This window comes from Propioniciclava sp. (genome assembly GCF_047602245.1).
Taxonomy (GTDB): Bacteria; Actinomycetota; Actinomycetes; order Propionibacteriales; family Propionibacteriaceae; genus Propioniciclava.
Map to the genome: position 1 here is coordinate 1,210,339 of NZ_JASGHT010000001.1, position 19,836 is coordinate 1,230,174.

16 protein-coding genes are annotated in these 19,836 nt (G+C 70.1%); 6 read left to right on the forward strand and 10 right to left on the reverse strand.

Features of this window, described 5'->3' with window-relative positions:
- Together uraH and uraD are read right to left on the reverse strand one after the other, a co-directional pair.
- Positions 1-324 carry a hydroxyisourate hydrolase gene (gene uraH / locus QM708_RS05955; RefSeq protein ID WP_415105392.1) on the reverse strand — a complete coding sequence of 108 codons (324 nt, stop codon included), beginning with the start codon at positions 322-324 and terminating at the stop codon, positions 1-3.
- Positions 321-854: a 2-oxo-4-hydroxy-4-carboxy-5-ureidoimidazoline decarboxylase gene (uraD, locus tag QM708_RS05960; protein ID WP_415105395.1), complete on the reverse strand. Its 534-nt coding sequence runs from the start codon at positions 852-854 to the stop codon at positions 321-323. The genes uraH and uraD overlap by 4 nt, the downstream gene beginning before the upstream one ends.
- Positions 855-1,005: 151 nt before the next feature.
- On the opposite strand from uraD, the gene allB reads away from it, so the two are divergent.
- From allB to QM708_RS05985, 5 genes are all read left to right on the forward strand, one after another.
- Positions 1,006-2,409 (forward strand): allantoinase AllB, encoded by a 1,404-nt coding sequence (gene allB, locus QM708_RS05965; RefSeq protein ID WP_415105398.1) that lies wholly within the window; start codon positions 1,006-1,008, stop codon positions 2,407-2,409.
- The gene (locus QM708_RS05970) at positions 2,406-3,518 is read left to right on the forward strand and encodes an acetamidase/formamidase family protein (protein ID WP_415105401.1); all 1,113 of its coding nucleotides are present in this window, start codon (positions 2,406-2,408) and stop codon (positions 3,516-3,518) included. The genes allB and QM708_RS05970 overlap by 4 nt, the downstream gene beginning before the upstream one ends.
- Positions 3,502-5,124, forward strand: coding sequence for an AtzH-like domain-containing protein (locus QM708_RS05975; protein ID WP_415105403.1), 1,623 nt, complete (start codon positions 3,502-3,504; stop codon positions 5,122-5,124). Before QM708_RS05970 ends, QM708_RS05975 begins: the two co-directional genes overlap by 17 nt.
- 91 nt (positions 5,125-5,215) lie before the next feature.
- Positions 5,216-6,439, forward strand: coding sequence for a pyridoxal-phosphate-dependent aminotransferase family protein (locus tag QM708_RS05980; protein WP_415105406.1), 1,224 nt, complete (start codon positions 5,216-5,218; stop codon positions 6,437-6,439).
- A 5-nt stretch (positions 6,440-6,444) separates the two neighbouring features.
- The gene (locus QM708_RS05985) at positions 6,445-7,761 is read left to right on the forward strand and encodes a Zn-dependent hydrolase (RefSeq protein ID WP_415105409.1); all 1,317 of its coding nucleotides are present in this window, start codon (positions 6,445-6,447) and stop codon (positions 7,759-7,761) included.
- A gap of 211 nt (positions 7,762-7,972) precedes the next feature.
- Here the strand turns inward: QM708_RS05985 and QM708_RS05990 are convergent, their stop codons facing one another.
- From QM708_RS05990 to hpxO, 3 genes are all read right to left on the reverse strand, one after another.
- Positions 7,973-9,568 (reverse strand): DUF222 domain-containing protein, encoded by a 1,596-nt coding sequence (locus QM708_RS05990; protein WP_415105412.1) that lies wholly within the window; start codon positions 9,566-9,568, stop codon positions 7,973-7,975.
- Positions 9,569-9,965: 397 nt separating this feature from the next.
- A complete protein-coding gene (locus QM708_RS05995; protein ID WP_415105414.1) occupies positions 9,966-11,249 on the reverse strand; it encodes an ATP-binding protein in 1,284 nt (427 codons plus the stop codon).
- A gap of 241 nt (positions 11,250-11,490) precedes the next feature.
- Positions 11,491-12,681 carry an FAD-dependent urate hydroxylase HpxO gene (gene hpxO / locus QM708_RS06000; RefSeq protein WP_415105417.1) on the reverse strand — a complete coding sequence of 397 codons (1,191 nt, stop codon included), beginning with the start codon at positions 12,679-12,681 and terminating at the stop codon, positions 11,491-11,493.
- A 158-nt stretch (positions 12,682-12,839) separates the two neighbouring features.
- Between hpxO and QM708_RS06005 the strand changes: the two genes are divergently transcribed.
- The gene (locus QM708_RS06005) at positions 12,840-13,622 is read left to right on the forward strand and encodes a sugar phosphate isomerase/epimerase family protein (RefSeq protein WP_415105420.1); all 783 of its coding nucleotides are present in this window, start codon (positions 12,840-12,842) and stop codon (positions 13,620-13,622) included.
- A gap of 34 nt (positions 13,623-13,656) precedes the next feature.
- Here the strand turns inward: QM708_RS06005 and QM708_RS06010 are convergent, their stop codons facing one another.
- The 5 genes from QM708_RS06010 to QM708_RS06030 all read right to left on the reverse strand — a co-directional run bounded on the left by QM708_RS06010 (position 13,657) and on the right by QM708_RS06030 (position 19,773).
- Positions 13,657-14,718: a hypothetical protein gene (locus QM708_RS06010; RefSeq protein ID WP_415105422.1), complete on the reverse strand. Its 1,062-nt coding sequence runs from the start codon at positions 14,716-14,718 to the stop codon at positions 13,657-13,659.
- Positions 14,715-15,332 carry an RNA polymerase sigma factor gene (locus QM708_RS06015; RefSeq protein WP_415105425.1) on the reverse strand — a complete coding sequence of 206 codons (618 nt, stop codon included), beginning with the start codon at positions 15,330-15,332 and terminating at the stop codon, positions 14,715-14,717. Before QM708_RS06015 ends, QM708_RS06010 begins: the two co-directional genes overlap by 4 nt.
- A gap of 88 nt (positions 15,333-15,420) precedes the next feature.
- Entirely contained in the window at positions 15,421-17,997 is a 2,577-nt protein-coding gene (clpB, locus tag QM708_RS06020; RefSeq protein WP_415105428.1) for an ATP-dependent chaperone ClpB, read from the reverse strand.
- Between the two features lie 147 nt (positions 17,998-18,144).
- Positions 18,145-18,477 (reverse strand): MGMT family protein, encoded by a 333-nt coding sequence (locus QM708_RS06025; RefSeq protein ID WP_415105431.1) that lies wholly within the window; start codon positions 18,475-18,477, stop codon positions 18,145-18,147.
- Between the two features lie 3 nt (positions 18,478-18,480).
- Complete coding sequence (locus QM708_RS06030; RefSeq protein WP_415105433.1) at positions 18,481-19,773, reverse strand: CynX/NimT family MFS transporter; 1,293 nt, start codon at positions 19,771-19,773, stop codon at positions 18,481-18,483.
- Between the last annotated feature and the right edge of the window lie 63 nt (positions 19,774-19,836).

Consider the following 19,836-nt stretch of genomic DNA (forward strand, 5'->3'; position numbering starts at 1 on the left):
TCAGCTGCCGCGGTAGGTCGAATAAGCGAACGGGCTGAGCAGCAGCGGCACATGGTAATGCGCCCGCCCGCCGACGGTGAACGCGACGCTCACCTGAGGGTAGAACGCTTCCACACCGTGGGAGGAGAAATAGGCTCCGGTCGCAAAGACGAGCGCATAGTCGCCTTCGGCGAGCACCTGGGGGCCGAGCCCGAGGCGTCCGTCGGCGTCGGTGAGGCCGCGCGCGATCTCGTCGCCCGAGGTGGTGGTGAGGACGACCTCGACGCCGCTGGCGGGCATGCCCGAGGTGGCGTCGAGGATGTGGGTGGTGAGGTGGCTGATCATCGTGCTCCTATCGTCGCGCCGCCGGCCCGGACGCCGGCACCGAGGGCCTGCCGCAGCCGCAGCACGGCGATCTGCGCCAGCTGGCCGAGGGCCTCGGCCGCTTCGGCGGTGGGGTCGTTGCCCAGCCGGCGGCGGGCCTCGGCGAGCATCTCCTCGGGCGTCCGCCCCGCCGCGCGGATCAGGAAGACGCGCCCGAACCGGTTCTCATAAGCGGCGTTGGCCTCGGCCATCGCTGCGCTGAGCTCATCGGACGCCGCCCCCATCGCGGACTGTTCCCGGCGGGAGGCCGCGGCTTCGGCTCCGCCGCCGGTGGGGCGCTGCCCGATCCGGGGGTGGTGCGCGAGCGCGGCATCGAGGTCGTCGACGGTCCAGGACGCCGCCCCCTGTTCGGCCGCCGCGGCGGCGGCGTCCACCGTCGGGTAGGGCCGTCCGGCCACGAGCGCATCGGCCCAGGCCGGGATCGCGGCCCACACCATCGCGACCGCGCGGGCGTCGGCGGGCGGGGCCAGGTTGAACTCGTCGAGGTCCATTCGCCCGAACTTAAGTGGTGGACATTTCAGGCGTGTAACAACCACGTTCCGAAATCGGCCGATCCACGGTAAGGCGATCGAAACACGCACGCAATATGCCCGGATTAGCCTGCTGGACGACACGACCGACACATCAGGAAAGAGGCACGAGATGGCCTTGGCGCGCCCTTTCGCGATCATTGCACGGCACGCCTGGATCGACGGTGATTTCCGTCCCGCACGCCTCGATATCGACGACGGCGTGATCACCGAGATCACGCTCGCGCAGCGCGCCTTCGATGAGCCCGGTGACGGGGATTCCACCGATATCGTCCATATTCCCGACGATGCGGTGCTGCTGCCTGGATTGGTCGACTCGCACGTGCACGTCAACGAGCCCGGGCGCACCGAGTGGGAGGGCTTCCGCTCGGCCACCCTGGCCGCCGCGGCCGGCGGTGTCACCACCATCGTCGACATGCCGCTCAACTCGTGGCCGCCGATCACGACCGCGGACGCGCTGCGGATCAAGCGGTTGTGCGCGGGGCGGTCGTCCTACGTGGATGTGGGTTTCTGGGGCGGCGCGGTGCCGGAGAATCTGGGCACGCTGGCCACGCTGCACGACGCGGGCGTGTACGGGTTCAAGTGCTTCCTGTCCCCCTCCGGCGTCGACGAGTTCGGCCACCTCGACCGCGAGCAGTTGCTGCGCGCAATGACCGAGATCACCGGGCTGGGCTCGCGGCTGATCGTGCATGCCGAGGATCCGGCGCTGCTCGCCGGCGAGGGCGCGCTCGGCGCCAGCTATGACGGGTTCCTGCGCTCGCGTCCGCCCGAGAGCGAACGCTCGGCGATCGAGACGGTGATCGACGGCGTCCGGCGCACCGGCTGCCGCACCCACATCCTGCATCTGAGCGACGCGAGCGCGCTGCCCGCGATCCGCGCGGCCAAGGCCGAGGGCCTGCCGCTGACCGTGGAGACCTGCCCGCACTACCTGACCATCGTCGCCGAGGAGATCCCCGACGGCGCGAGCGAGTTCAAGTGCTGCCCGCCGATCCGCGAGGCCAGCAACCGCGATCAGTTGTGGGAGGGCATCGTCGACGGCACGATCGACGCCATCGTCAGCGATCATTCCCCCAGCACCGTCGATCTCAAGCGCGCCGGCGACGGCGACTTCGGGCTGGCCTGGGGTGGGATCGCCGGCCTGCAGGTCGGGCTGGCGGCGACGTGGACGGAGGCCCAAAGCCGCGGCATCCCGCTCGCGACGGTGCTGCCGCTCTACACGACCGGCCCGGCGGCGGTGGCCGGGCTTGACGGCGTCGGCGTCATCGCCGAGGGTCGACGGGCACACCTGACCGTGTTCGCCCCCGAGGAGCCGATGACCGTGAACGCCGAGCAGCTCGAGCACCGCCACCCGATCAGCGCCTATGACGGCCGCACCCTCGCCGGCCGCGTCCGCCGCGCCTGGCTGCACGGCGAGGTCGTGTTCGACGCCGCCCTCGGCGAGGCCGGCGAGGCACCGCACCTGCGGCGTCCGCCTGCGGGGCATCTGCTGCGCGCGGGGACGGCGGCCCCGGCGTGACCGACACCGCGCCCAACACCATCCTGCAGCGCGGTACCGGCCCGATCCCGGGCGAGGTCTACCTTCCCGCGACGCCCGCGCACGTCCTGTGGGGCCGGCTGCCCTGCCGCACGGACGCCCCGGTGCTGACCATCGCCCCCGGCACGACGGTGACGATCGACACGGTCAGCCACGAGGGCATCCTCGAAGACCAGGGACGCGACCCGCTGGCGTATTTCACCGGGCACGGGGTGCCCGCGGCGTCCGTGCTCGGCGACGCGATCGAGATCGCCGCCGGCCCCGGACACGATCCGGCGACCGACGGCCCGCACGTGGTCACCGGACCGATCCGTATCGAGGGCGCCCGCCCGGGCGACCTGCTCAAGGTCACCGTGGTCACGCTCACCCCGCGCGTGCCCTACGGCGTCATCTCGAACCGGCACGGACGCGGCGCGCTCGCCGGCGAACTGCCGCGCACCCCGGGCAACGTCAGCGTGTTCTGCCCCGTCGAGGAGCGGGCCGGCCAGCTGGTCGGGCTGCTGCCGGTGACCGAGGGCGGCCCGCGGATCGTCGAGTTCCCGCTCGCGCCGTTCCTCGGCACGATGGGCATCGCCGTCGACGACGACATCCGCCCGCATTCGGTGCCGCCCGGCGCGCACGGCGGCAATATCGACATCAACCTGCTCGTGGAGGGCAGCGTGCTCTACCTGCCGGTGCAGGTGGACGGCGCGCTCGCCTATGTCGGTGACCCGCACTTCGCCCAGGGCGACGGCGAGGTGGCGCTCACCGCGCTCGAGGCGTCCCTGCGCGCCACGCTGCGTTTCGACGTGGTGCCGCGCGACGAGGCACTGGCCGAGTTCGGCGAGGTGACCGGCCCGCTGGTGCGCGCGGCGGGCTATCTGGTGCCGACCGGGCTCGATCCCGACCTGAACGAGGCGATGCGGGCGTGCGTGCGCGCGGCGCTGTCGCTGCTGCGGGCCCGCTGGGGCATGGACGAGCATCTCGCCTACGCCTATCTGAGCGCGGCCACCGATTTCGACATCTCGCAGGTGGTCGACATCACCTGCGGCGTGCACGCCCGCATCCGTGAATCCGACTTCGAGGAGGTGCTCCGTGACCGAGCGCAGTGACTCCGCCGGCCCGCTGAGCGGCGTGCGGGGGGCGTCCGAGGTGCCGCCCGACCTGCTGGAGGCGTTCTGGCGCTACGAGCGGGCGATCATGGAGGACGACCTCGACGTGCTCGACGACTCGTTCGCCGACACCCCCACCACGATGCGCGGCGACGCGGCGGGCCTGCTCGTCGGCCATGATGCGATCTCGGCGTTCCGCGGCACCCGAGGCGGCGTCCCGGCGCGGCGCATCGAGCGTCTGGAGAGCCGTCCGCTCGGTGAGGACGCCGTGCTGCTGGTGTCGATCTCCCGCTATGCCGCCGGCGGCACCGGCCTGCAGACGCAGCTGTGGCAGAAGATCGACGGGCGCTGGCTGATCACCGTCGCGCACGTGACGCCGCGCTCCCAGCCGCTGGACCGTTCGGTGTGGCGCAATGTCGGCGACCCGTTCTGGCACGCCCAGGCGGAGGGCCCGCTCAACGGGCTCACCTTCGCGGTGAAGGACCTGTTCGCCATTCAGGGACGCCGCATCGGCGCCGGCAATCCCACCTATCTGCGGCATGCCCGCCCCGAGGGCACCACCGCGCCCGCGGTCAGCGATCTGCTGTTCGGCGGCGCCTCGCTGCGCGGCATCGCGCGCACCGACGAGTTCGCCTACAGCATCGCCGGCGACAACCCGCACTACGGGACGCCGCCCAACGGCGCCGTGCCGGGCGCGCTGCCCGGCGGCTCCTCCAACGGGCCCGCGAGCGCGGTCGCCACCGGCCAGACCGAGATCGGCCTGGCCACCGACACGGCCGGCTCGATCCGGGTGCCGGCGTCCTATCAGGGCTTGTGGGGGCTGCGGACCACGCACAATCTGGTGCCCCGGCAAGGGCTGCTACCGCTCGCGCAGTCGTTCGACACCATCGGCTGGCTGACCCGTGATTCGGCGACGCTGCAGCGGGTTGCCGACTGGTGCCTGGCCTACGACGGGTCGGCGTCCACCGAGCGGGTCTACGGCTCCTCAGGGGAGGATCTGCCCTGGCGTTTCCTGGTGGTCGCCGAGGCGGTCGAGGCAGCCGAACCGGCCACCCGCGAGGCCTTCGGCGCGCTGCTCGGCCAGCTCGCCGACGCCCCGGGCGCACCCGAGATCCGCACGGTGAACATCGGCGATCTCGACCGCTACTACGAGCCGTTCCGGATCGTGCAGGGCGCCGAGGCGTGGCGCAACAACGGCGAATGGATGCGCGAGCATCCGGGCGCGACCGGTGCCGCCGTGGCCGAACGGTTCCGGGCGGCGTCCGAGATCACCCGCGAGCAGGAGACGGCCGCCCGCGCCGAACTGAGCCAGTTGCGCGATTCGCTGCGCGAACTCGTCGCCGACGCCGTCCTGATCATGCCGACCGTGCCCGGCCCCGCGCCGATGCGCACCCGGTCGGGTTCGCAGGTGGACGCCGTCCGCGCGGCCACGCTGCGGATGACCACGCCCGCCGCGATCGGCGGACTGCCGTCGCTGTCGGCGCCGCTGATGACCGTGATGTCTCAACTCGGCCCGGCCCCGGTCGGCGTGGCGCTGATCTCGGGCGAGGGCACCGACATCGCGCTGGTGCGCCTGGCCCGCCGGATCGAGGCGTTGCTGGCATGAGTCCGCTCGTCCAGCGTTCCGGCCGGCCGCGGTGAGCCCCGCCGCCACCGCCCCGACCTCATCACCCCGCTCCCCCTCAGGAGGAACCCACATGACCGTCCCCGGCCCCATCGATCCGCCGGCCCGCCTGCTGATGGGCCCCGGCCCGATCTCGGCCTACCCGAGCGTGCTGCGCGCCATGTCGGCGCCGCTGGTGGGCCAATACGACCCGTTCATGACCGCGATGATGAACGAAACCCAGCAGCTCTACCGAGGCGTGTGGGCGACCGCCAACGAGGCAACGCTGTTGGTGGACGGCACTTCGCGCTCGGGCATCGAGGCCGCGCTGGTGTCGCTGCTGCGGCCCGGCGACCGGGTGCTGGTGCCTGTTTTCGGCCGGTTCGGGCATCTGCTCGCCGAGATCGCCGAGCGGGCGATGGCCGAGGTGCACACCATCGAGACCGACTGGGGCCAGGTCTTCCCGGTCTCGGTGATCGAGGAGGCGATCGTCCGGGTCAAGCCGGCCGTGCTGGCGCTGGTGCACGGTGACACGTCCACCACGATGGCGCAGCCGCTGGACGAGATCGGCGCGCTGTGCGCGCGTCACGGCGTCCTGTTCTACTCCGACGCGACCGCCTCGCTGGGCGGCAATGCGTTCGAGACGGACGCCTGGGGCTTGGACGCCGCCACTGCCGGCCTGCAGAAGTGCCTGGGCGGGCCGTCGGGTTCGTCGCCGATCACCTTGTCGGAGCGCGCGGTCGAGGTGATCCGTTCCCGCGGCCGGGTCGAGGCGGGCATCCGCGAGGACGGCGACCCACAGGCGTCCGATTTCATCCGGTCGAACTATTTCGATCTCGGCATGATCCTCGACTACTGGGGACCGCGCCGGCTCAACCACCACACCGAGGCGACCTCGATGCTGTACGCGGCCCGCGAATGCGCCCGACTGATGCTGATCGAGGGGCGCGCGCAGGCGATCGCCCGGCACCGGCTGGCCGGCGCGGCGATGCTGGCCGGCGTCCAGGCCCTCGGGCTGGGCGTATTCGGCGACATCGCGCACAAGATGAACAATGTGGTGGCCGTCGAGATCCCCGAGCGGGTGAACGGGGACGCCGTCCGCGCGATGCTGCTGGACGACTTCGGCATCGAGATCGGCACCTCGTTCGGCCCGCTGCACGGCCGGGTCTGGCGGATCGGCACCATGGGCTACAACGCCCGCCCGGACGCGGTCTACACCACGCTGGCCGCACTCGAAGCGGCGCTGCGGCGCTTCGGCGTCCCGGTTCCGAGCGGAGGTGGCGTCCAGGCGGCGAGCGACGTGTACCGGGCGGGGTGAGTCCGGTGAACGAGCACCAACGCCTGGCCGACGTCAGTCCCGACCGTATTTTCGCCGCCGCGCGCCGCGTGGTGGCGCGTTGCGACGAGCTCGCGCGGGCCACGGCGACGCCGGGTGCCGGCATCGAGCGGGTCTACTTGTCGCCGGAGCATGCCCGGGTGAACCGGCTGGTCGCCGAGTGGATGCGCGAGATCGGCATGGCCACCCACCAGGACGCCGCCGGCAACCAGGTGGGCCGGATCCTGCCGTTCTACGGCGATCCCGAGGCGCCCGCGCTGCTGCTCGGCTCGCACCTGGACACCGTCCCGAACGCGGGACGTTTCGACGGCATCGCCGGCGTGCTGATGGCGCTCGAGGTGGTCCGGTTGTTGCGCGCACCCGCCGGTTCGGGACGCCCCGCGCGGGTGCCGCTGCCGTTCGCGCTGGAGGTGATCGCGTTCTCCGACGAGGAGGGCACCCGGTTCGGCAAGGCGCTGCTCGGCTCGGCGGCGTCCGCGGGCGGCTGGCACGACGAATGGTGGGGGCTCACCGATGAGAGCGGCGTGACCCTGCGCGAGGCCTTCCTGGATTTCGGTCTCGACCCGGGACGCATCGGCGAGGCCGCCTACCGTCCCGACCAGCTGGTCGGCTACCTGGAGGCGCACATCGAGCAGGGCCCCGAACTCGATGCGCGCGGGGAATCGCTCGCCGTAGTGTCATCGATCGCCAGCGCGCGCCGGTTCCAGATCACCATCGAGGGCGAGGCCCGGCACGCCGGCGGCACCCCGTACGAGACCCGCCGCGACGCCCTGCTGGGTGCCAGCGAGGCCGCACTCGCCGTGGAGCGGATCTGCCGCGCCGAACACCACATCATCGGCACCGTCGGACAGCTGGAGACCTTCCCCGGCGCGGTGAACGTCGTGCCCGGCGAAGCCCGGCTCAGCCTCGACCTGCGCGGCGAGTTCGACGATTCGCGCGACAAGGTCTGGGACGCGATCGCCCGCGACCTGGACGCGATCATGGGACGCCGCGGCCTGCGCTGGCGCGCCCGCGAGATACACAGTGCGCCGGCCGTGTTCTGCGCTCCCCTGCTACAGGACGTGGTGCGCGCCGGCATCATGGCCACCCTGCCCGCCGGGGTGGACGCCCCCGCCACCTTGTTCAGCCGCGCCGGCCACGACGGAATGTCGATCGCCGACATCACCGACGTGGGCATGCTGTTCATGCGCAACCCCGGCGGCATCAGCCACCACCCCGACGAGTTCGTCAGCGTCAACGACGTCGCCGCCGGCATCTGGGCCTTCGCCGAGGCCGTCCTGCACCTGGCCGGCGAACACCACTGACCAGGGCAGTTCCGGTTCCTGCGGCCGCGTCTGACGACCAAAGTTATGGGAGTTGGCTACACGATCGAAGCTCACTCACGCTGTCGAATTCGCCCTGAGAACCTCCTCCGGACAAGGATCTTCTCCGGAGGGAGCGCAGTCGCAAACAAGCCTCAGCGGCTCGATAACCAAAGTTTTGGGAGTTTAGCGGGAGTCCTCCCGGGCCACCTGATCACACTGTGGCGAGTGGCGCCAACGCGAGGAGCGGTTGCTGTGGCCCGGGGTCATCTTGGCGATCGGATGCGCGCAGCATCATTCTGGACGACGGCGCTCGCGCCGACGACGATCCGATCGATTCGGGTGTGGCGGTGCCGGGGTCGATCCAGTCGGGTGGTTCTTGTTGCCACCACCGGTACTCGCGTGGGGATGGCCTGCCGATCCGGATGGTTCCCGATGGTGTGGTGGCGTAGGTGTAACCGTGCGGCGACGTCCAGGTCAGGACACCCGGCGCCGGCTGGTCGAGTCGCCATCCGCCATGGGTACGGACGCGGTGACCGAAGCGCTTCAGCGGTGCGAGATTGCCCACCTCGGTTCGCCCGCCGGCTCCATAGGGCTCCGAGTGGTCGAGGTCACACATGGTCGAGGCGCTCATTCCGTACGGGAAGGCATCGACCGGCCAGCGTTCGGTGACCGCCAGCCTCATCGCGTCGGGAATCTGATAACTACTCGCGACGGGAAGGGTGCGCGCATCGACCACGGGCCGGACGGTGACCTTGCAGCCACTCAGCAGATCGCGGAGTTGCCCGGCGAGCACGGCACCCCAGCCCTGGACGGTGGCCACAGGCGCGAGCCGCGGAGTCTGATTGCAGTGGTCGGGATGGATCGGGCGTCCGGACGCCGCATGGCCAGCAGCCGCCGCGATCCGCAGATTCTCGTCGCGGCCGACATCGCCCGCCACCGTCGCGTCGATACGCACGATGATCTCGGCCGCGCGCGGAAGTTCGGCTTGACCGAGCGCCTGACGGGCCAGGACGCCCACCGCTGCGGCGCGGCGATGATCCAGCGACCGACCGGCGCCACCCAGCCCGAGATCCCCTCGGCCTTCGGTTTCGCCCGGGCAGACACGGTCACCGCCATCACCGCCGGCGCGTGCGTCAAGGTCACCGGCCGGCAGCGTCTGCGCGATCACGGTGAGAGCCTGGTCGAAGGCGATGGCGTCCGCAGCGTCCAGACGACCCCACAGGTCGCAATGACCGTCGACGATGGCCCCGATACCGACTCGCCTGGCTTCGGCGGCCCGGGTGGCGCGTTCCGCGGCGAGGGCGGGATCGGCCATCAGAATCCAGCCGTCGATCTGGTTGCGCACCCGCGCCCACGGCTGAGTGAGCAGCGCGACCGCGCACTGCCGGTCGACCCACCCGCACGCCCGCGCGTCGAGCCGGGCCTGCGCGCAGGCGTCCGCCACCCGTGCGGCCTCATGGAAACGAACGTCACCGGCGAGAACGGACGCCCACAGCACCGGATGCCGGTGCCGCACGTTCAGCACCCGGGCGATGCGCACCATCGCGCTGCCGGGACTCACGCCCAGCAAGGCACCGATCTCGGCCGCGATGAACTCGCCGATCTTCGGCGTACCGTCCGCACCACCGGGCACCCACCGCTCACACCCCTCGACCAGCACCGTTTCATCGACCTGATGCAGGTCACACACCGCCGCGATCGCCAGCACCTGCGCGACCTCGCCGGCAACGATCATGCCGGTCGCATGATCGAGCGCCGCAAGCGCGTCAGCGACGCTGGCGAGTTCGATGCCGGGGGTGGTGGACATGCCTCAATTCTATTCGAACACAGGTTCCCAACCAAGGGAATCACCCCCGGAAAGTGTTGTCCGACAAGCGAATATGTTGTCCGTCGCAGACCCTCATCCTTGCCGCTTCCCAGATGATCACTTAAAGTAGTCAGTGCAACGGGCAGTAGCCCCGCGAAGCGAGCCTGGCAGTCTTCCGGACGGTCGACGAGCCAGGCTCACGCCATTTCCGGACACGCAAGCCGCCCATATCAAGGTCGTCCGGACGGGATCGAACCCGATGTCAGTGCCGCAGCATCGCCCGCCATCCTTCCGCTGGCATAACCGAGGGAACATACCGGGCTCCTCCGACCGTTTCGTTCTGCGAATCGAAGCCCAGCCACCCCAGTGACCGCCGCCCCTCTCCGCGACCTGAAGCCTAGACACCGAGAAGCGCAGCCGGGACGACGGCAACCCCGTCCCTGCGGCGGTAAGCATCCGGCCCAGTGGTCACGATCACTGCGTCCTTGAGTTGCGGACCAAGCCGTTCCCGAAGCCAGATCAGGTGACGGACATCCTCATCGCGGACGATCGGGGACAGCTTCACCTCGAACGCGACAGTCGAGCGACCAAGCTCCACGATGAAGTCGATCTCGTGGTCACCGTTTCGGGTCCGCAGGTGCGAAACACGCGCACCTGCAGCTTGGGCGTAGGTCTTGAGACTCAATGCGACCAACTGTTCGAAGAGACGGCCGGCGATGCGGCCTTGTCCGTCCGCAACCGCTTGCACGACCGGATCACGATCCGCATCACCATCAAGGAGGTCGTCAGCAGTCACGTCCAGCAGGACCGCGGCGAGTGCCGGGTCAGCCAGGAAGTGTTTGGGAGATTCGGCGAGACGTCCCAGCGGCTCCACTCCGGGCATCCACGCAGGGATCGAGTCGAGCAACCACAGGCTATCGAGGACGTCGCGGTAGGCGGCCGCGGTCTTCTTGGCCGGGTTGAGTTCACCGGGCATTGCCGCGTTGAGAATCTTCGCGTAGCTCGCGGTCGTCCCTGCCGCCGCCGCGTATGAACGCAGCCAGCGCCGGAGGGTGTCGGGCGCTCGTAGTTGATAGCCCTGCTCGGGGAACTCGCGATAGATGATGTTCTCGACATACGAGGCCAGTTGACTCGCCCGGCCGCGGCCTGACAGGCGTCGAATACCAGGGAAACCCGACGCCAGCGCTTCTTCAACGTAGTCCGGCAGCACAAGCGGGCTCGCCCCCTCAATCGTGGCAGCGCCGGCGAGCAGGCTCGTGAGCCCAACCGTCGGGCTCACGAGCCTGCGCTCTGCGAGTGCCATGGGGCGCATCCTCAGCGAAATGATGCGTCCGGCACCGGAATGAATCACGGCGTCCCTCGGATGCGCGCTCCCGGTGAGGAGGAATCGACCGGGGGTCGGGCCATCATCCACGCTACGGCGGACGGTGTCCCACACCGACGGCATGCGCTGCCACTCATCGAGAAGGATGGGGGTGACCAGGGAGGGAAGAAAACCGGGATCACCCTCGATCCGCAGACGCGCGGCCTCGCTGTCGAGCCGCACCATCGAACCCGCTCGCCGAGAGGCAGTCGCGGTCTTTCCCGTTGCCTTGGCGCCGGCGATGTGGATCGCAGGCATCTCGGCCAGCAGCTCAGAGAGCTCCGCGTCCAAAATCCTGGGGATGTACTCGATGCTCACGGGCGACTCCTACCTGACTAGGACACGTCCACCCTACTATCCCATTCGCAGGCGTTCTAGTATCCCATTCGCAGGACCTTAACTACCCCATTCGCAGATGCCTCGGCAGCCACGTGCCCATACGCACGTTCTGCACCGTTGCGCACGAAATTTCGTGCGCAACGGTGCAGAACGTAGGCGCGAGCGACCTCTCCCGAGGTCACAGCCTCCTCAGCGTGCGCCGTCTCCCCCGAGACGGTCCTCAGACGAGGATGCCGCCTCCCAAATTCACGGGGCTGTCGACGATGTTGCCGACGATGCCCTTGATGATGCCCGCGCCGTCGGTGCCACGCAGGCTTGCGTACCAGGCGTCCGTGGCGGCCTTGTCGTAGGCGTGCGTCTCCTCGCCGCGCTTGCGGGCGCGCAGCACGAGGTCACCGGCGCGCTCGGCGCGGATCTTCTCGTAGCGCAGCAGGGTGTCCTCGACGCTGACCGTGTTGGTGGACACCGCGATCGCCAAGGCGAACGAGTCCTCCAGGGCCGAACAGGCACCCTGGCCGATGTCGGGAGCGGTGTTGTGCGCGGCGTCCCCGAGGATCGCGACGCGGCCCTTGACCCAGTTCGGGAACGGGGTGATGTCCCAGATCTCGACCCGGTTCAGCGACTTCTCGGCATCGATCGACTCGATGAGCGCTTGCACGCCCGGCGCCCATCCGGCGAAGGCCTCTTCCAGCGGAGCCTTGCCCTCCGAGCGGTCGTACGGCAGCCCGGACGGCTGAGTGACGTCGAACCAGAAGTAGAAGCGATCACCGGCGACCGGCATCACGCAGGCGCGCTTGCCATCGGCGACATAGCTGGTCCACTGGGTGGCGGGGCCGATCGCCTCGTTGACGGGAATGAGCCCGTTGAAGTTCGTGTACCCCGAGTATTCGCGTTCGATCGCCGGCGCCCCGTCGGGGGTGACGTAGTCGCGGGTGAGCGAGCGCGCGCCGTCCGCACCGATCAGCATGTCGGCGGTGTCGGTGGAGCCGTCGGCGAAGGTCACCGTGACCGTTTCGCCGTCGTCGGCGATGCCTTCCATGCGCATGCCGAGGTGGATATCGTCCATGCCGAAGCGTTCCATCAGCAGCGCCTGCAGGTCGGCGCGCGCCACCGGGTAGGGCTTCTGGCCGGTCTGTTCGGTCACCGGAGCCAGCGAGAACTGGCACAGCGTCTCGCCGGTGAGGCCGTCGACGTAGGACATGTCGGCCATGTCTCCGCCGAGTGCGGCGACCTCGTCGGCCAGCCCCAGCCAGTTGAGCACCTTGACGCCGTTCGACCACAGCGACAGGGCTGCACCGACTGGCTTGTTCTCGCGCATCTGGTCGTAGATGACGACTTCGTGCCCCAGCCGCTTCAACGCAATGCCCGCGCTCGCCCCGCCGATACCCGCTCCGATGATGATGATCTTCATGGCACGGACGCTATGGGCGCCTTGTCACCAGTCAGTTTCCCGTGCGCTACCGCCTTGTTACGGTTTCAATCACGCTCAGGATCAAGATCCGGCGGTCAGGCGATCTCACCCCTGGTATATCACAGCGGACGCCGCGGCCGCGGGCTAGCATCGCGGGCATGAAGGTCGGTTTCGCTGCACCCCTGTCCACGCCGCAGAACATGAGGGATGTGTGCGAGGTCGCCCGGCGCTCCGGCTACGACTTCTTCGAGTTCCCGCTCGCCCCGCTCGGCCTGCACGAGGGACGCCACGCCGAGGCCCGCGCGCTGATGGGTTCGCTGTCGCTGCCCTGCACGGTCGCGCAGTCGTTCCTGCCCCGCGAACTGCCGGTGAGCGGCCCCGCGGTGGACGAGAACCGGGTGAAGACCTATCTGGGCCGCGCCGCCGAACTGTGCCAGGCCGTCGGCGCCACCAAGGCGGTGTTCGGCGCCGCCTGGTCGCGCAATGTGCCTGAGGGCTGGGATCGCGCCCGCGCCAAGGAGCAGCTGATCGACGCCTTCACCTGGACGGCCCACGCGTTCGAGGGCTCCGGCTGCACCGTCGGCATCGAGCCGCAGAACCTCAAGGAAGCCAACATCGTCCGCACCCTGCCCGAGGCCGTCGAGTACGCGGTCGCGGTCGATCACCCCTCGATCAAGGTCGTCCTCGACTTCTACCACCACGACGAGGAAAAGGTGCCCCTGCAGGACATCGAGACCTACGGCGACTGGATCATCCACATCCAGACCGCCGACACCGGACGCCGCCACCCCGGCACCGGCGCGTACGACTACCCGGCCTTCGCCCGCCATCTGGCCGCGATCGGCTACGACGACACCCTCTCGGTCGAGGTGATGCACCAACTGACGGGCGCCGAGATCGCCGAGTCCAAGACCTTCCTGCGCACGATCTGGCCGCGCTGACGGTTCTCGGATTCGCGCCCCGGCGCGTCCTCGTTCACCCCTTCGCCGTCTGAGGCCCGCGAACGACGACGGTGAACGCGCCGCCGGGCTTGATGTCCACGGTGCTGCATGCCAGCGCATCGTCCCGCTCGCCGATCACGGGCGTTTCCGCACCCGCCGCGCCCAGCACTTCACGGACGACCCGATCGGATTCGCGGGCTTGGACTTCGGCGATCTTCCGGGCGTCGGTGAGGTTGAGGCAGCCCTCGCTGATGCCCGTCCTGAGCGCCTCCCTCATCGACGCCGACTGAGCATCGATGCGGGCGTACTTCGGATCTTCCGTCGCCTTCGGCTGTTCCGGAACATTCCTCTCCAGCTCCGCCGAATCGCTCCTGAGCCGAATCACCGGCTGCGCGCCGTCGGCCAGCGGCCAGACACATTCACCGGATCCTTCCACCTCCGCATCCACGGTCCATCCGGTCAGCCCCGTCTCCCTCAACGCGAATGCCGCGAAGGCGCGGGCCTGCTCCGCCGTCATGCAGCCGGCCGGGCGATCGACCAGATCGTCGAGCGCCTGAGCGAGTCGGACGCGGTCACCCGCGGCGGCGTCCGAGGCGGGAGCATCGTCACCCAAGCCAGGGATGAGCAATCGTTCGGCGCCCTGCGGCACCTGATCCGCTGGAGCGACCACGAGGAATCCCTTGTACCGGAACGCCACCGGATCCTTGATCGTGGCCACCCCCGCCTCGCGGGCGTAGGTGACGCAGTCGGCGACGGGGTCGGCGGTCAGCTTGACCCCGCCGAACGTCGGGTTGTTCGCACGGTCGAGGGTGTCGGGGTCGACGAAGGCCGCCATGCAGGTGAGGCCGTCGCTGGCACCGCCGGCGAACATGGTCGAGTAGGTGGCGTACGCGACGCCTCCGCCGAGCACCGTCGTGGCCGCCGCGATGGCGACGATGCGGCGTCCGCGCTTGGTGCGGGGAGTCTGCGGCGTGGTTCCTGGGGTCATGGTGATGGCCTGTCTGAGCGTCTCGAACGCCCGGTCGTCGACGGCGTCGAGGTCGACCCGTCGCGCCGGATCGGCGAGCTTCAGTGCTGCCAGCGGATCGCGCTTCATGCCGTCTCCTCATTGCCGGAGCCGGCGGGTGACGGCTCACTCATCACATGTCCGGACGCCGCCCAGCGTTTCGTCGGCGCCGCGGACTTTCCATCGGGTTCTCGCGTCTCCTCGGCCTCGATCCGTTCCATCGCGGCCGCCAGGCGCCGGCGCGCGCGATGCAGCCGGACCCGGACGGTCCCTGGCGCGAGATCCAGCACCACGGCGATCTCGGACGGGGCCAGTTCCTCCCAGGCCAGCAGGCGCACGATCTCCGCGTCACTGTCGCTGAGCAGCCGCAGCGCACGGACGACCGTCGGCGGCTCCGGCTCGGGCGCCGGGATCCAGACCCGCCCCCACTCGTTGCCCAGCCGTCGCGCGAGCCCCGTCCGGCGCGATTCGCCACGATGCACGTTCGCCAGCACTCGGCGCGCGACCCCGAACAGCCACGGTCGCACCCCCTCACCCGGCGGCACCTCATCGATCCGCCGCCAGGCGACCAGGAAGGTGTCCGCGACCACATCCGCGGCATCCTGCGGATCGGCGACTCGCCGCACGGCATAGCTCATCAGCGCGAGCCGGTGGGCAGCGAACAGCGCGTTGAAGCGCTCCTCGGGCGAGGGTGGTGGGTGCACACCCTCATCATGTCCAGCACCGCACGCCGCGTTACATGCCGGACGCCCCGGCCATGCGACCGGGGCGTCCGAACCAAACAGCGCCAGATCAGGCGACAATCAGACCCGAGGAATCCGGGTTGACGTCGAAGGTGATCGTCTCGCCGTCGTGCAGTTCGCCGGCCAGCATCCGCCGGGCGAGGGCGTCCTCGATGGTGGTCTGGATCAGCCGCTTCAGCGGGCGCGCGCCGTAGACGGGGTCGAAGCCGGTCGAGGCGAGCCAGGTCTTGGCGGGGTCGGTCACCTGGAGGGTGATCCGGCGGTCGGCGAGGCGATCGGCGACCCGGCGCAGTTGGATGCCGACGATGTGGGTCAGGTCGTCCTGGGTGAGCGGGTCGAACATGACCACGTCGTCGAGACGGTTCAGGAACTCGGGCTTGAAGGCTTGCCGCACCACGCCCATCACCGCCTCGTGCTTGGTTTCGGCACTCAGCGCCGGATCGGCGAGGAACTGCGAACCCAGGTTCGAGGTGAGGATCAGAATGACGTTGCGGAAGTCGACCGTGCGGCCCTGGCCGTCGGTGAGGCGTCCGTCGTCGAGCACCTGCAGCAGGATGTTGAACACGTCCGGGTGCGCCTTCTCGACCTCATCGAGCAGCACCACCGAGTACGGACGCCTGCGCACCGCCTCGGTCAGCTGGCCGCCCTCCTCGTAGCCGACGTAGCCCGGAGGGGCTCCGACCAGGCGCGAGACCGAGTGCTTCTCGCCGTATTCGCTCATGTCGATCCGGATCATGGCGCGCTCGTCGTCGAACAGGAACGCGGCCAGCGACTTGGCCAGTTCGGTCTTGCCGACGCCGGTCGGGCCGAGGAACAGGAACGAACCCGTCGGGCGGTTCGGGTCGGAGATCCCGGCCCGCGAGCGGCGGACGGCGTCGGAGACGGCCTGGACGGCCTCACGCTGGCCGATCAGCCGCTCGCCCAGATGGTCTTCCATCGACAGCAGCTTCTCGCTCTCGCCTTGCAGCATCTTGCCGACGGGAATGCCGGTCCAGGCGCTGACCACCTCGGCGATGTCGGTGGCCGAGACCTCCTCGGCGACCATGGGGGCGCGCGAGGCGTCCTCGGCGGACGCCTTCTCCAGTTCGCCCTCCAGGGCCGGGATCTGGCCGTAGAGAATCTCCGAGGCCCGGGTCAGGTCGCCTTCGCGCTGGGCGCGATCGGCGTCCGCGCGCAACCGGTCGATCTCGGCCTTCACCTCACCGACCCGGTTCAGGCCCTGCTTCTCGGCCTCCCAGCGCGCCTCCAGGCCGCGCAGTTCTTCTTGCGCATCAGCCAGGTCGGACGCCAGCCGCGCACGCCGTTCGGTGCTGGCGGCGTCCTGCTCCTTGTCGAGGGCGAACTGCTCCATGGTCATCCGGTCGATCTGGCGGCGCAGCTGGTCGATCTCTTCGGGACTGGAGTCGATCTCCATCCGCAGCCGGGACGCCGACTCGTCGATCAGGTCGATCGCCTTGTCGGGCAGCTGACGCGAGGTGATGTACCGGTTGGACAGCTGGGCGGCGGCGACCAGGGCGCCGTCGGTGATCCGCACCTTGTGGTGCGCCTCGTAGCGTTCGCGCAGGCCGCGCAGGATGGCGATGGTGTCCTCCACCGACGGCTCCCCGACGTAGACCTGCTGGAAGCGGCGCTCCAGCGCCGGATCCTTCTCGATCCGCTCGCGGTACTCATCCAGGGTGGTGGCGCCGATCATCCGCAGTTCGCCGCGGGCCAGCATCGGCTTGAGCATATTGCCGGCATCCATCGCGCCCTCGCCGGACGCCCCCGCGCCGACGACGGTGTGCAGTTCGTCGATGAAGGTGACGACCTGGCCCTCGGATTCCTTGATCTCGTTCAGCACCGCCTTGAGCCGCTCCTCGAACTCGCCGCGGTACTTGGCGCCCGCGACCATGCTGGCCAGGTCGAGGGAGACGACGCGGCGTCCCTTCAGCGAATCGGGCACATCGCCGGCGACGACGCGCTGGGCGAGCCCTTCGACGACGGCGGTCTTGCCGACGCCCGGTTCGCCGATCAGCACCGGGTTGTTCTTGGTGCGGCGGCTGAGCACCTGCACCACGCGGCGGATCTCGGCGTCGCGGCCGATCACCGGGTCGAGCTTGCCGTCGCGGGCGCGCTCGGTGAGGTCGACCGAGTACTTGTCGAGGGCCGACTCGCCGCCCTCGGCCTCGGCCGAGGTGACCCGCTTGCCGCCCCGGGCGTCGTTGAACGCGGTGGTCAGCTTCTCGGGCGTGATGCCGGCCCGCCGCAGCACCGCTTGCACATCGGACGCCACCGTCGCGAGCGCGATCAGCAGGTGCTCGGTGGCGACGAACTCGTCGCCCATCTTCGCCGCCCGGGTCTCGGCGTCGGCGAGCACGCGCGCCAGCGAGCCGGACAGGCCGGGCTGGCTGACCGAGCTTCCGGTCGAGCTGGGCAGTTTGGCGATCACGGCCTGCGCGGCGGAATCGATCGCGGCCGGGTCGGCGCCGGCGGCGCTGAGCAGCGCGCCGACCGTGTTGTCGGGGACCATGAGCAGCGCGTGCAGCAGGTGGCTGGGTTCGGCCTGCGGGTTGCCCTGGGTGAGGGCGTGACGCAGGGCGGCGCTCACGGCGTCGCGGCTCTTGGTGGTGAGCTTGGCAGTGTCCACGAACGGTCCTTCCCTAGGTTCGGGGCGAAGTTGATATCACCAGACTCAACTTGCTTCCGAGGTCCAGTATTCCACCGTTCCGCAGCGCGCGCCGCCCGCACGGCAACACCGTCTCGCCGACCCCACGCTGGCCCCGGACGCCGCCGCTCAGCCCCGTTCGGCGAGCGCGAAGCGGTATTCGTCGGCCAGCTCGGCGATATCGGCCCGGTAGACCCGCATCCGGCAGCCGCGGCCGTCCGGGCGCACCTCGATGCCCTCGCGTTCCCAGTGCGGGCGCGCCTTCTCCAGCGGGGCCAGCACGCCGTCGTGCCCGACGATCCGCCACCAGGGCACCCCCGGACCGCAGGTCGCCATGATGGCGCCCACTTGGCGCGGGCCGATCCCGACGATGCGCGCCAGGTCACCGTAGGACGCCACCCGCCCCACTGGCACCAGGCCGGCCGCGAGCAGGACCCGGCCGCGGGCGTCCTCGGTGCGCATCGGCTACCTCGCCCCGGCATCCACGGCGGAGGCCTGGGCGAGTTCGTCGTCGACGAAACCCGGACCGGCCGCGAGCAGCCCGGCGATCAGGAACACCACCGCGCACCCGAGCAGGAAGATCATCGGGGCCGTCCACGAACCGGTGACCTGCAGCAGCACGCCCACCAGCAGCGGGCCGGCGGCCGAGAGCAGGTAGCCCGCAGATTGGGTGAACCCCGACACCTGGGTGGTGATGTGCAGATCCCGGGTACGCGCGGTGATCAGCGTCATCGCGAGCGGGAACGCGCAACCGGCCAGGCCGATCAGGATCGCCCACAGCCACGGCATGGTCGTGGGTGCCAGCCAGACCCCCAGGTAGCCCGACACCATGAAGACGAACAGCGCGACCACGAGCGGGCGCGGATCCCGCACCCGGGCGGCCACCCACGGCATCACGAACCCGGCCGGGATGCCCAGCGAGGCCAGCAGCGACACCATCGCGCCGGCGTAGGTCGGTGGCAGACCGCCGTCACGGTAGAGCTGCGCGATCCAGCCGAACTGGATGTAGGCGTGCATCGACTGCATGCCGAAGAACAAGGCCAGCGCGAGCGCCTTGCGCGAGCGGATCACCGCGAACACCGACCCGGACACCCGCGGGCCGATCTCGCCGGACGCCCGCCGCCGGCGCTCCCGCACCGCGAGCACCAGCCACGGGACGGCGGCCACCGCCGCGACCACCCCCCACATGCCGAGCGAGACCCGCCAGCTGCTGCCCGGAAGATGGGCGATCGGCGCCGACAGCATCGTCGCGCTCGTCGCCCCGATCGCCAGGCTCACGGTGTAGGCCGACATCACCGAGGCGATCCGCGACGGGTAGCGGCTCTTGATGTAGGCCGGCACCAGCACGTTGCCGATCGCCATGCCCGCGAACGCGACCACGGTGAGCAGCAGGAACAGCGGCACCGAGCCGACCACCGAGCGGCCCAGCAGTCCCACCGCCGCCGCGATCGCCCCCATCGTCAACCCTGCCGCCAAGCCGACCCGGACGCCGAGGGCGACCGCCGTCGCGCCGAAGATCGCGAACCCGAACCCGGGCGCGCCGGTCAGCATCCCCGCCACGGCCGCGTTCATGCCCAGGTCCTGCTGGATCTCGGCGAGCACCGGCCCGAGCGAGGTGGCGCCGGGGCGCAGGTTGATCGCCAGCAGCACCACCGCGAGGACGCCGAACGCCGGCGACAGTCGTCCGGCCACCGTCGGCGTGCCCATTCGCTCGCCCGAGGCGTCCGCGCCCGTGTCTGCGCGCTTCTCCGACTGCATGACGCTCCTCTTCCCCGGGCTCGGCCCAAAGAACCCATTGTCGCACCGAACGATGCCGCGTGC